A 12,414-nucleotide genomic window follows, 5' to 3' on the forward strand; every position below is an offset into this window, starting at 1 on the left:
CCGCGGCGTCATCTTCATGTGTGGGATGCGCTGGTGCCGTCGCCAGGGCCTTCCGCGAGAGCGGGAGCAAGGCTCGCTCGGCAAGCGGCTACTTCGTCCACACGCCGTCGTGCAGCGCTTCGGCCTCGTCTTCGAGCAGCGGTCCAACGACCTCAGTCGGTCGCTGCCCGCTGGCGAACACCTCACGGCAGGGCAGATCGAGCGTCGGGTTCTCCGGATGGTTGCCGGTGATCCCGCGCAGACGCTCCTCGCTGAGACCGTAGACGACGCGGCCGATGCCGGCCCAGTAGATCGCGCCGGCGCACATCGCGCAGGGCTCGGCGGAGGAATAGAGCGTAGCCTTCGCCAGCGCCTCGCGGCTCGATGTGCGGCAGGCTTGCGTGGCCGCCAAGCGCTCGGCATGCGCGGTGCCGTCGTGGTCCGGCATATAGCCGTTCTCGGTCTCGATCAGCACCTTGCCGTCCGCGTCGACGACGATGCAGCCGAAGGGGTGGTTGCCATGGGTGAGGGAACGGCGGGCGACCGCCAAGGACAGCCGAAGGAAGTGTTCGTCGCGTTCGGTTCCGCCGTCCATCAGGGTGCGCTCAATGGCCCGCCATGTGCCGGCCGACCACGGTGAGGTCGGCTTCGCTGGTCCGTGCTTCATACACGAATTCGCCGTGGAACATCACCACCAGCCGGTCGGAGAGTTCGAGCAGCTCGTCGAGATCCTCGCTGACGAGCAGCACGGCGGCGCCGCGGTTGCGTGCCGCCATGATCTCGGCGTGGATCTGCGCCACGGCTGCGAAGTCGAGGCCGAAGCAGGGATTGGCGGCAATCAGCACCTCGACGTCGCCGCCGAGCTCGCGGGCGAGCACGGCACGCTGGACGTTGCCGCCAGACAGTGCCGAGATCGGCGTATCGGGCGTGCGGGTCTTGATCTTGTACTGGGCGATCTTCTTCTTCGCGTCGTCGCGGAAGGCACCACGGTTGAGCCACCAGCCGCCACTTGCAAAGGGTGCGCGGTCGAACTCGCGGAAGGCGATGTTGTCGGCAACGCTCATGCCGCCGACGCAGGCATTCTTCAGCGGCTCCTCGGGAAGGAGCGACATCTTGTGCCGTCGCATCTCCTCGCGGCTGGCATGGTAGGGATCGCCGGCGACGCGGATTTCTCCGCCCTCCGCCTCGCGCTGGCCGGCTAAAACCTCGACCAACTGGCGCTGGCCGTTGCCGGAGACGCCGGCAATGCCGACGATCTCGCCGGCGCGGACCGTGAGCGAGACATTGTGCACGGCGATGGCGCCGGCATCGTCAAGCGCACGGACCCTTTCGAGTTCCAGTCTGGCAGTGCCGGCCTCGCCGGTGCGCGGCGGCTGCACCGTCAATTCCTCGGCGCCGATCATGGTGCGCGCCATCGCATCGGGCGTCAGCTCGGCGACCCTGCCGGCTCCGGCGAGCTTGCCGCGGCGCAGGATCGTGACGTCGTCCGCGAAGGCCATGACCTCGCGAAATTTGTGCGTGATCATCAAAATGGTCAGCTCGCCCTTGACCACCATGTCGCGTAGCATGCCGAGCACCTCGTCGGCCTCCGCCGGCGTCAGCACCGAGGTCGGCTCGTCCAGGATCAGGAAGCGGCGCTTCAGATAGAGCTGCTTGAGGATCTCGCATTTCTGGCGCTCGCCGGCGGAGATGTCGGAGACCCTTGCCGAGAGCGGCACCTTGAACGGCATCCGCGCCAGAAAGGCCTCAAGGTCCTTCATCTCGCTGGACCAGTTCACCACTGCCGGAACGTCGTCGCGCGCCAGCACGAGATTTTCAGCGACCGTCATGGCCGGCACCAGCGTAAAGTGCTGGTAGACCATGCCGAGGCCGAGTGCGTGGGCGTCCTTCGGATTGCCGACCGCCTGCTCGCGCCCGCCGACCAGGATGTCGCCCTCGGTGGCGTGGTAGTAGCCCATGATGCATTTGACCAGGGTCGACTTGCCGGCGCCGTTCTCGCCGAGCAGGGCATGGAACGAGCCCGGCCGCACCTTCAGCTCGACATTGTCGAGCGCCACGAAGTCGCCGAAGCGCATGGTCATGGCGATGGCGTCGACGCCGAAGGCGCCCGACGGCGGAGGCATTTCGCCGATGATCACGAAATCACTCCGATGAACGCGTCGGAGGTCGAGACCGCGCCGAACACGCCGCCCTGCATCTTGATCATCTTCAACGCGTGCTCATGGTTGCTCTTGTCGGTCGCGCCGCAGCAATCGTGCAACAGCACGCATTCGAAGCCGCGGTCGTTGGCCTCACGCATGGTGGTGTGGACGCAGACATCGGTGGTGATGCCCGTCAGCACGATGTTCGCGATACCACGCACGCGCAGGATCAGTTCGAGATCGGTGGCGCAGAACGAGCCCTTGCCGGGCTTGTCGATAACAGGTTCGCCCGGCAGCGGCGCCAGCTCCGGGATGATGTCCCAGCCGGGCTCGCCGCGCACCAGGATGCGCCCGCACGGGCCGGGATCGCCAATGCCGGCGCCGATCTGCCGCGAACGCCAGCGCTTGTTGGCGGGGAGATCGGACAGATCGGGGCGGTGGCCTTCGCGCGTATGGATGACGTGAAAGCTTTGGGCACGCATCGCCGCGAGCAGCTTCCTGATCGGTTCGATCGGCGCCCGCGTCAGCGAGAGGTCGTAGCCCATCTTGTCGACATAGCCGCCGACACCGCAGAAATCGGTCTGCATGTCGATGATGATGAGCGCGGTGTTCTCGGGGCGCAGATCGCCGTTATAAGGCCAGGCGTAGGGCTCGGACTTGATGGTGCGCTCGGGCATGATTTCGCTCTCTAGCGTGTGATCGACAATTCGGCCGGGGCTCCGGTCAACGTGCGTTTCGGCGAGCAGGTGATGATCATGATCGCCAGCGTCAGGATGTAGGGCGCGGCGTTGAACAGATGATAGCCGGACGTGACGCCGACCGATTGTAGCGCCGGTCCAAGCGCCGCGGCGCCGCCGAAAGCGAGCGAGGCCCACAGGCACAGCAGCGGATCCCAGCGCGCGAAGATCACGAGCGCCACCGCCGTGATGCCCTGGCCGGACGACAGGCCCTCGTTCCAGCTTCCGGGATAGAACAACGACAGGAACGAGCCGCCGATGCCGGCGAGGAAGCCGCCCACCATCGTGGCGCGCAAGCGGATCAGCAGCACGGAGTGGCCCATCGCACGGGCCGCGTCCGAACTCTCGCCGGCGGTGCGGATCAGGATGCCCCAGCGCGTGGTGCGGAACGCCCAATAGAGGATCGGCGCGAGGGCGACACCGATCAGGAAGAGCACATTGACGCGCAAGGCGGCGCGGACCTGCGGGATGTCGCTCCACCAGCCGAAATCGATCGCGGGCAGGCGCGGCGCGGTGGGCTCGATCAGCGGTTTGCCGAGGTAGAAGGCAAGCCCGGTGCCGAACAGCATCAGCGCGATACCGACGGCGACGTCGTTGACGCGCGGCAACGAGCAGATGCCGGCGTGAAGGGCGCCCAACAGTGCTCCGGTGATGCCGGCGGCGAGCACGCCCAACCATGGCGATCCCGAGAGATAGGAGATGCCGTATGCGCTCATCGCGCCCATCACCAGCGTGCCTTCGAGGCCGAGATTGATGCGGCCGGAGCGCTCGGTGATGCATTCGCCCAGGCTCACGAACAGGAACGGGGTGGAGACGCGAATTGCGCCGCCGAGCACGGCGAGCGGGACGGTCCAGAGTCCGATCGAGCCATCTGCCATCAGGACTTGCCTTTCAGGAATCCGATGCGGCCATAGAGCGCGTCGCTGGCCAGCACGAAGACGAAGATGATGCCCTGCAGCACCAGCACGGATGCATCCGGCAATCCGAGGCGGCGTTGGAGCAAGCCGCCGCTGGCGCTAATTCCTCCGAGCAGGATCGCGACGGGGATGATGGCGAGCGGGTTATGCCGCGCCAGGAACGCGACTAGGATGCCGGTGAAGCCGTAGCCGGCCGCGAGGTTGGCGTTGGTGCGCCCCTGCACGGCCGCGACCTCGACCATGCCGGCAAGGCCCGCGGCGCCGCCGGCGAGGAAACAGATGGTCAGGATCAGCTTGCTGACGCCGAGGCCGACGATCTTTGCGGCGCGGATGTTGCCGCCGGCAACACGCGCGGCGAAGCCGAATACGGTATGATAGATCAGGATGTAGGCGGCGATGGCGGCGATCAGTCCGAACACGAGGCCCCAATGCACGTCGGTGCCGGGGATGGTGCCGATCATGTTGGCCGCGCCGATCTCGCGCGTCGAAGGCTTGTTGAGGCTGGCGGGATCGCGCATCGCGCCTTCGACGAGATGATTGAGGACCGCAAGCGCGATGTAGACGAGTAGCAGGCTCGAGATCGTTTCGTTGACGCCGCGATATTGCCGCAGCGCGCCCGAGAGCATGACCCACAGGCCGCCGCCGATCACGCCGGCAACGACCATGGCGATCTGCACGATGAGCGGGGGCAGGCCCTGCAGCGCCAGCGCGGCGCTGGTTGCCGACAGCGCGCCGATCAGGAGCGCGCCTTCGCCGCCGATGATGACCATGCCGAGCTGCGCGGGCAGCGCCGTGCAGAGCGCGGTAAGGATCAGCGGCGCCGCGCGCGTCAGCGTGTTCTGCCAGGAGAACCAGGTGCCGAAGGCGCCGTAATACATGTAGAAATAAAGGTCGAGCGGGTTCTTGCCGAACATTGCGACGAAGATGCCGAAGACCACGAGCGCGCCGGCAAGCGCCGCGCCCGGGATCAGGACATATTCGATCGTGCCGCCGTGACGTTGGAGGAATCCTGCATCGGCGGCCGGGGCAACAGTCCCGACCGCTTCAGTGGAATCCACCGCTTCCGTCGTCACGAAGTCGCTCCGAGCACGCCCTCGACCAGGTAGTCCATCTTCTCGAGTTCAGGATCCTTCTGGCCGCGATCAGTGCCGGCCGGGATCACCGTCTTGCCCTTGTTATCGACCAGCCCGCCCTTGAAGATGGCGTAGCCTTCGGCGGACAGGAATTTGGCCTTGACCTCGTCCGCATGCTTGCGCGCCTCGGCAGACACCGCTTCGCCGTAGGGCGAGGTCTTGACGATCTCTTCCTTGAGGCCGCCGCGGTAAAAGTTCGGGATGCTCTCGCCGGCGGCGATCATCTTGACGAACTTCGGATAGAGCGCTTCCCAATTCCACTCGGCGCCGGTGAGATAGGCCTTCGGCGCGAGCGGAGACTGGTTGACGTGATAGCCGCATACCATGGCACCGCGGCGCGCGGCGTTCTCGACCATCGTCTTCGGGCCGTCGACGTGGCAGGTGAGCACGTCCACGCCCTGGTCGATCAGGCTGTTCGTGGCCTCGGCTTCCTTGACCGGCATCGACCAGTCGCCGGTGAAGATCACCTGCGTCGTGGCCTTGGGATTGGCAAGCCGGGCGCCGAGTGCGAAGGCGTTGATGTTGCGCAGCACCTGCGGAATCGGCTTAGCCGCGACGAAGCCGAGCTTGCCGCTCTTGGAAGTGTAGCCGGCGACGATGCCGGAGATGTACTGGGCCTCGTCGATATAACCGAAATAGCTGCCGGCGTTCTTAGGATCCTTGTCCGACCAGAGCCCGCCGCAGTGCTCGAAGCGAAGCTTCGGAAACTTGTTGGCCATCTTGATCATGTGAGGATTGTAGTAACCGAACGAGGTCGGGAAGAGCAGGGTGGCTCCGTCGAGATTGATCATGGACTCGATCGTCTTCTCGACCGCGTCGGTCTCCGGCACTTTCTCTTCTTCCACGACCTTGAGACCGGGAATTTTCTTCAGCGCTGCCGCGCCCTGCGCATGCGCCTGATTGTAGCCGTAGTCATCGCGCGATCCGACATAGATGAAGCCGATGGTGGTATCGGCCGCGAAGGCCGGGCGGGCGCCGGCCGCCGCCCCGAGGGTGAGGGCCGCGCTACCTTGCAACAAATGACGTCGTGAAATCCTGCCAAAATCCATTGCTCGCTCCCCTTGGCGGATGAACCGCCCCAATCTCGCGGCTGCGCCGGTCTGGCGGAGCCCTGGGATAGTTGTCGCAAGCTTCGTGCCAGAGGCCGGGAAGTGAGCGAGATCATACAAGTAATTGAAATATATATATTATAGTCTCTACTCCGATCCCTGATCAGGAATTCACCAGATGAAATTTTAGGCAGGAATTTATGATTGTATGCAAGGGAGTTAAGCAATGTTAACAGGCCTGGACGGGTGCATGACAAGAGCCGGGCGGTCTGCCGCCGACCCGCATTCATGCTAACCACGCGCTGACCGGAACGGCGTCGGCAGCGTGATTTCGCTGGCACCGAACTTGTATCGATTTGCCGCCAGGACCGCCGCTGCCGCGGTCCCATGAGATGGGAAGCTCGCCGAGATGGGTGCTGGTAACGCCGTTCAGACTGCATCGCTCGGCGAAGAGATCGTGCGTCGCATCAACGAGCTTGGTGCGATCTCGGAAGAAGGCGACAAGCTCACCCGCATCTATCTCACAAGAGAGCTGCGCACGGCTGCCGACCTCATCCTGAGCTGGATGCGCGATGCCGGCATGAGTGCGCATCTCGACGCGATCGGCAATGTCTGCGGGCGCTACGAAGGCGAGCGGCCGGGGGCGCCTTGCCTGATGCTTGGTTCGCACTACGACACCGTGCGCGATGCCGGTAAATGGGACGGACCGCTGGGCGTGGTGACCGCCATTGCCTGCGTCGCCGATCTCAACCGCCGCGGCAAGCGCCTGCCGTTCGCGATCGAAATCGTCGGTTTTGCGGATGAGGAGGGGGTGCGCTTCGCCTCGACCTTGCTGGGCAGCCGCGCGCTGGCCGGCACTTTTGACGAGAGCGTTCTGAACACGCGTGATCGTGATGGCGTGTCCATGCGCGATGCGCTCGTGCAGTTCGGGCTCGACCCCGATCACATCGGCGCGGCCGCGCGGACCCGGCGCGAGCTGCTCGCCTACCTCGAGCTGCACATCGAGCAGGGGCCTGTGCTGGAAGCCCAGAATCTTCCCGTCGGCGTCGTTACCGCGATCGCAGGCGCCACGCGCCTTGCCGCGCGGCTGACCGGCATGGCCGGTCACGCCGGCACGGTGCCGATGGCGCTGCGCCGTGATGCGCTCGCCGGTGCGGCCGAATGCATCGGCGCGATCGAGCAGTTCTGCCGGACCGACGCGAGCGGCCTCGTCGGCACCGTTGGTTACATCCAGGCGAGGCCCGGCGCGACCAACGTCATTCCGGGCGAGGTGTCCTTCACCATCGACATGCGCGCGCCGACCGACATGCATCGCAAGCGCGCGGTCGCGGATGTCGTCAGGCAGATCGAGGCGATCGCAAAGCGCCGTCAACTGGCGCTTCAGCTCGACGTCACCCACGAAAATCGCACCGCGCCTTGCGCGCCATGGCTCAAGGAGCAGATCGCGCAGGCTATCAAGGCGGAAGGTTTTTCCGGGTTCGAGCTGCCGAGCGGGGCGGGGCATGACGGCATGGCGATGATCGACATCGCCGATGTCGGCATGATCTTCGTCCGCTGCCGCGGCGGCATCAGCCATCACCCGGACGAGCATGTGGAGTTCGCCGACGCCGACGCCGGCGCGCGGGTGCTGCTGCGGGTGATCGAGAATTTTCGGCCGCGGGAAGGCTAGGTCGAGCCCGCAAGTCACCGGATGGAGATACGAATCAGGCACCATTGGAATGGCGACTGCCATTGCCGGGATCACGAGACACCAGCCGATTGACGCATATGAACAGCGACATCACTTTTCCATCGCATCGCGAAAACCGGTTCTATCGGGGGCTGGCGGCGACCTTCGTCGCCAACGCCCTTCAGGCGGTGAATTTTCTGGGCGATCGATTCCTGAGGAGGTCGCATCATTCGTTCACGGCCATCGAGGACCTTTACCGGCATTCGATGGACAGCGCCTTTTCGGTGTCCGAGTCGTTTCTCGTCACCGGCGCGCCGCACGCTTCCGCTTACTATCCACGCGACTTCGCCTGGTTCTATCCTGATGTTCTCGACCCCGAAACCATCATGGATTCGGGGGACGCGGTCCGTCGGGTTCGGCTGCTCGACAAGAGCGTCCGCCTGCTGCTGGAGGCGGTTCGCGCCGACGTAGTCACGACGACCATCGTCCCGGCGGGGCGCGCCCGGTATCTCGGCGTGAACTATTTCTCGCGCCCCTCGGATACGCTGCTCGGCGTTCTTGCCGGCCTGCAGCAGATGATGAGCGCAGAGGGGAGGGCGTCACCCTATCTGGCGATGTCGCAATGTGCGCATGCCGGCCGCCTGCTGCTGGCCGAATACGGCGGCGATCTGAAGCGCGCGATCCTCCAACTCGCAAGCGAATTGGAGCCGTTCGATCATGACGGCATCCGGTATTTGCTGTGCGATGCACGCGCCCCGCGCTCTGCGGCAACCGACACCCGCGCGGAGCGCCGGCGGTTTGTCACTAATGCCTGCGTCTACACGACATTCGTGTGGGGCGTACAACTCGGAGTCGTCGACGAGAGCGAGTTGAAGCGGCTGCTCGGGCGCGACCTCGCGCAGTACAAGAGGGACCTGCTCCAGCTTTTCGGCAAGAACGGTTATATCAGGCATTCCCTTGACGGCCCGGCAAGCTCGCCGGTCTCTTCAGTGGCCCTGGATTTCGTCAGTGTGCATCGCGGCTTCTGGGATATGAACGATGCGAGCGAGCGCGCGTTGTTCGCGGCCACGGCGGATCTGATCATTGCGGAGCCGCGCTTTCGCATCCCCAGCACGTTCCACTTCCTGGTGTCCGCGGATAATCCGCGGAACAAGATGATCCACAAGATCGCGGCTCCCGCCTACCAGGGACGTTCCTCCTGGCCGACGTTCAACGTCGAATTTGCCGATCGCATGCTCGACTACGACGAATTTTCAGGTCGCGACACCTATCGCGCCTGCGCCCGTGGAATATTGAAGGACATTCGGACAGCAACCGAGGTCCACGGCGGCTATCAGGAGCTGATCTCGGAACAGGGTCTTAAATATCGCACCTGGGCCTACAAGGGCGCGGTTGCTCACTCCTGGTTTCCGCGATTCCTGTCTGTCTGGAGGAGGGCATATGGAACGTCGCTCCTCCATTGGAATGATTGATCCGTCGGGCGCTATCCCGCCGTCACGTCCACCAACTCGCCACCGTCGAGAACCTTGGCCGCCTTGGCGCGGTCGAGGTCACCTTCCCAGGCCGCGACGACGACCGTCGCCACGCAGTTGCCAATGAGGTTGCCGACCGCGCGGGCCATGCCGATGAACCAGTCCACCGACAACACCAGCACGAGGCCGATGGCAGGGATGCTCGGCACCGCGTTGAGCGTTGCGGCCAGGATCACGATCGCCGAGCCCGGCACGCCATGAGCACCTTTCGACGTGATCAGCGAGACGCCGAGCACCAGCAGGAGATCGCCGAAGGACAGCGGCGTATTCGTCGCCTGCGCGATGAAGACGACGGCGAGCGTGAGGTAGATCGAGAAGGCATCGAGGTTGAAGGAATATCCGGTTGGGATCACGAGTCCGACGACGGAATCTTTCACGCCCATCCGCTCCAGCTTCTTCATGATCTGCGGCAGCACCGCATCGGACGAGGCGGTCGCGAGCACGATGGTGAGCTCCTCGCGGAGGTAGGCGAGGAATTTGAGGATGCTGATTCCGGCGAGAGCCATCACGCCGCCGAGCACGCCCAGCACGAAGATGCCGACCGTCACGTAGAACAGTGCCACCAGGGAGACGAGCTGCTTGAGTGAACCGACGCCGTATTTGCCGACGGTGTAGGCGACCGCGCCGAGCACGCCAAGTGGAGCAACGCGGACGATAAGCCCCATGACGCGGAACAGCACGGTGGAGGCGGCGTCGATCATCGAGGTGACGAGTTTGCCTTTCTCGCCGCCGACCAGTGCCAAGCCGACGCCGAAAAGCACCGCGAAAAACAGTACCTGGAGCACGTCGTTGCGCGACAACGCGTCGAAGGAGGTAGTCGGAATCACGTTGAGCAGGAAGGAGCCGATACCGCCGCCCTGAAGCTTGTGGGCGTTGTCGGCGTAGGCGTTGAGCGCCTTGGCATCCAGCGTCGAGGGATCGATGTTCATGCCATGGCCCGGGCCGAACAGATAGGCCAGGATGAGCCCGACCACGAGGGCGACAGTGGTCATCACCTCGAAATAGACCAGTGCCTTGACACCGACCCGGCCGACTTTCTTGAGGTCGCCGGCGCCGGCAATGCCGTGTACGACGACGCAGAACACGATCGGCGCCACGATCATCGAGATCAGCTTGAGGAAGGCGTCACTGAGGATCTTGAGCGAGATGGCGAATTCCGGCGCGGCCACGCCGAGGATGATGCCGAGGGCCAGCGCCGCGAGGACCTGGACGAACAGCGAGGTGTAGAGCGGCTTGCGCTCGGCGGTCGGGACCGCAGCAATGGTCGACATGGTGATTCCCCCGTTTTGACGACGTCTCGATCGTCAAAAGGAGCAACTACCGTGCCAGATTGTCGCGGTCTTGGCTGGAAATGCCTATTCGGCCGCCTTCGCGGCCTTGCCGAACATCCGAGTCGGCGCTGCGAAGCCGCAGGAGCTGCCGTCGGTGACCTTGACCTGATCCTCCCAGGGCAGGCGATAGGTGCCCGCGACCATGTCCTGCATGAAGGTGTAGGGACAGTCCATCGCTCCGCCCTTCACCGCGACGTAGCCGCGGTGCCAGAGCTGGTAGATGTTGTTCTCGACGCCCCAATTGATGCGGGCCTCGCGCACCAGATCGGGACGTATCTCGGCGGTGATGATCTCGTCGGCGCGCCCGGTGGTGCCATGCGCCAGCACGCTGCCGTCGAAATTCACGATCATGCCTTCACCCATGGAATCGAACGAGCCGTCGGAGCCACACATGCAGACATTCGCTGTGACCATCAGGTTCTGGAAAGAATTGGCCTGGTTGGTGAAGCGCCAGGCTTCGCGGATCGGTGCGGTATAGCCGGCGGTGCGGATCATGATCTCCGCGCCCTTGTAGGCGCATTCGCGCGCCATCTCCGGGAACATGCCGTCATGGCAAATGATCAGTGCGATCTTTGCGCCGTTGGGGCCCTCGATCACGGGAATGCCGACGTCGCCGGGCTCCCACGGCTCGACTGGAATCCAGGGATGGAGCTTGCGATAATAGAGCTTGATCTCGCCGTGGTCATCGATGATCAGGCCGGAATTGTAGGGGTTGCCGTGCGGGTTGAACTCCATGATGGAGAAGCAGCCCCAGATCCGGTTGTCGATGCAGGCCTTCTTGAAAGCCGCGACCTCAGGTCCGTCGAGCCGGCACATGATCTCGGGATTGGTGTCCATCGAGAGCCCGTGCAGCGAATATTCGGGGAAGACCACCAGATCCATGGTGGAGAGATTGCGGCGGGCCTTGCCGACCATCCAGACGATGCGCTCGGTCTGCTTCGCCAGGTCGGCGCGGGTCACGACATTCGGCAACTGCAACTGCACCAGCCCGATGACGACGCCGTTGGGAGATTTGTTCAGCCCGCCAAGCCCGTTCATATTTAGCTCCCTTGCCGTCCGCGCGGCGCCTCTGCGCGCAGTTCTCGGCAGAGCAAATCCGATTTTGGTGAGGCGCAAAAGTCTATTTTTCAGGCGACGTGCGAAAGTCGGTCGCGCGAGGGCGCGTGGGCGCTCCCCTCAGGCGGCTGACGCCCATTGTTGCGGCGGGGCGTGCCTCAAGTCTCGGCTTGACCCTCCAATCCGCTCAATGTCAGACTTATGACATGAGTACAGCAAAGCGACACATCGCCAGCCTTCGTGACGAGTATGCCGAGATGACGCGGCAGCGCATCGTTGCGGCTTTTGTCGAGACGCTGGAGGATGAGGCGGCTGACGACATCTCCATGGCCGCGGTGGCCAAGCGCGCGAAGGTGGCCGAGCGAACCATCTATCGGCACTTCAAGACCCGCGCGGAGCTGTTTGCAGCGGCCGGCGAATGGATCGAGGACAACGTCTTCAGCTACATTCCCTTCACTTCGCCCGACGAGCTGCCTGATATTTTCCGGAAGCTTTGCAAGCGGTTCGATCGTCATCCGCATCTGGCGCGCGCCATTGCGGTGACGCGGGCGGGCCGCCGCGTGCGCGCCGGATTCCGGCGGCACCTGATCGATCAGCATCGCAGGGCGATGGCGCCCCTGGTGCGACATCTCCCCGCGAAGGAGGTCCGCAAGGCGGAGGCGCTCGCGTCCTATCTCAACAACGTGCTGGCCTGGAATGCGATGCGCGAGGACTTTGGCATGTCCAGCGCGGAGATCGCCGATGCGATCGAGTGGGCGCTCAGGACCCTGTTGAACGATGTCCGTCAGCGCGATGCCGCTGCGGTACGGAGCGGCAAGGCCGGCAAATCGCCCCGCAAGCGAACCGCAACGTCGAAGGTGCCGGCGTAGA

Annotated in this window: 11 protein-coding genes; 3 read left to right on the top strand and 8 right to left on the bottom strand. The window is 64.3% G+C overall.

All coding sequences use genetic code 11. The annotated features are described in order from the left end of the window. Nucleotides 1–88: 88 nt before the first annotated feature. The 6 genes from JQ572_RS21525 to JQ572_RS21550 are packed head-to-tail and all read right to left on the bottom strand — an operon-like array spanning nt 89 to nt 5,956. Complete coding sequence (locus JQ572_RS21525; RefSeq protein ID WP_211384839.1) at nt 89–574, bottom strand: nucleoside deaminase; 486 nt, start codon at nt 572–574, stop codon at nt 89–91. A 10-nt stretch (nt 575–584) separates the two neighbouring features. Next, entirely contained in the window at nt 585–2,102 is a 1,518-nt protein-coding gene (locus JQ572_RS21530) for an ABC transporter ATP-binding protein (protein ID WP_211385364.1), read from the bottom strand. 11 nt (nt 2,103–2,113) lie between these two features. Then, nucleotides 2,114–2,797, bottom strand: coding sequence for a biuret amidohydrolase (biuH, locus tag JQ572_RS21535; RefSeq protein ID WP_211384840.1), 684 nt, complete (start codon nt 2,795–2,797; stop codon nt 2,114–2,116). 11 nt (nt 2,798–2,808) lie between these two features. Then, nucleotides 2,809–3,735: an ABC transporter permease gene (locus JQ572_RS21540; RefSeq protein WP_211384841.1), complete on the bottom strand. Its 927-nt coding sequence runs from the start codon at nt 3,733–3,735 to the stop codon at nt 2,809–2,811. Next, nucleotides 3,735–4,847 (bottom strand): ABC transporter permease, encoded by a 1,113-nt coding sequence (locus tag JQ572_RS21545; RefSeq protein WP_211384842.1) that lies wholly within the window; start codon nt 4,845–4,847, stop codon nt 3,735–3,737. The genes JQ572_RS21540 and JQ572_RS21545 overlap by 1 nt, the downstream gene beginning before the upstream one ends. Continuing rightward, the gene (locus tag JQ572_RS21550; RefSeq protein WP_211384843.1) at nt 4,844–5,956 is read right to left on the bottom strand and encodes a BMP family ABC transporter substrate-binding protein; all 1,113 of its coding nucleotides are present in this window, start codon (nt 5,954–5,956) and stop codon (nt 4,844–4,846) included. The genes JQ572_RS21545 and JQ572_RS21550 overlap by 4 nt, the downstream gene beginning before the upstream one ends. 409 nt (nt 5,957–6,365) lie before the next feature. Here JQ572_RS21550 and JQ572_RS21555 point away from each other — a divergent pair, with 409 nt between their 5' ends. Together JQ572_RS21555 and JQ572_RS21560 are read left to right on the top strand one after the other, a co-directional pair. Next, entirely contained in the window at nt 6,366–7,625 is a 1,260-nt protein-coding gene (locus tag JQ572_RS21555; protein ID WP_211384844.1) for an allantoate amidohydrolase, read from the top strand. Nucleotides 7,626–7,723: 98 nt separating this feature from the next. After that, nucleotides 7,724–9,097, top strand: coding sequence for a hypothetical protein (locus JQ572_RS21560; RefSeq protein ID WP_211384845.1), 1,374 nt, complete (start codon nt 7,724–7,726; stop codon nt 9,095–9,097). A gap of 11 nt (nt 9,098–9,108) precedes the next feature. Here JQ572_RS21560 and JQ572_RS21565 read toward each other — a convergent pair whose 3' ends face one another. Together JQ572_RS21565 and JQ572_RS21570 are read right to left on the bottom strand one after the other, a co-directional pair. Beyond that, nucleotides 9,109–10,428, bottom strand: a complete 1,320-nt coding sequence (locus tag JQ572_RS21565) for a dicarboxylate/amino acid:cation symporter (RefSeq protein WP_211384846.1) — start codon at nt 10,426–10,428, stop codon at nt 9,109–9,111. 84 nt (nt 10,429–10,512) lie between these two features. Further along, nucleotides 10,513–11,526 carry a formamidase gene (locus JQ572_RS21570; protein ID WP_211384847.1) on the bottom strand — a complete coding sequence of 338 codons (1,014 nt, stop codon included), beginning with the start codon at nt 11,524–11,526 and terminating at the stop codon, nt 10,513–10,515. A 224-nt stretch (nt 11,527–11,750) separates the two neighbouring features. On the opposite strand from JQ572_RS21570, the gene JQ572_RS21575 reads away from it, so the two are divergent. Beyond that, nucleotides 11,751–12,413, top strand: coding sequence for a TetR/AcrR family transcriptional regulator (locus JQ572_RS21575; RefSeq protein WP_211384848.1), 663 nt, complete (start codon nt 11,751–11,753; stop codon nt 12,411–12,413). Nucleotide 12,414 lies beyond the last annotated feature (1 nt).

This window comes from Bradyrhizobium sp. SZCCT0153 (genome assembly GCF_018129995.1).
GTDB classification, from domain to species: Bacteria; Pseudomonadota; Alphaproteobacteria; order Rhizobiales; family Xanthobacteraceae; genus Bradyrhizobium; species Bradyrhizobium japonicum_G.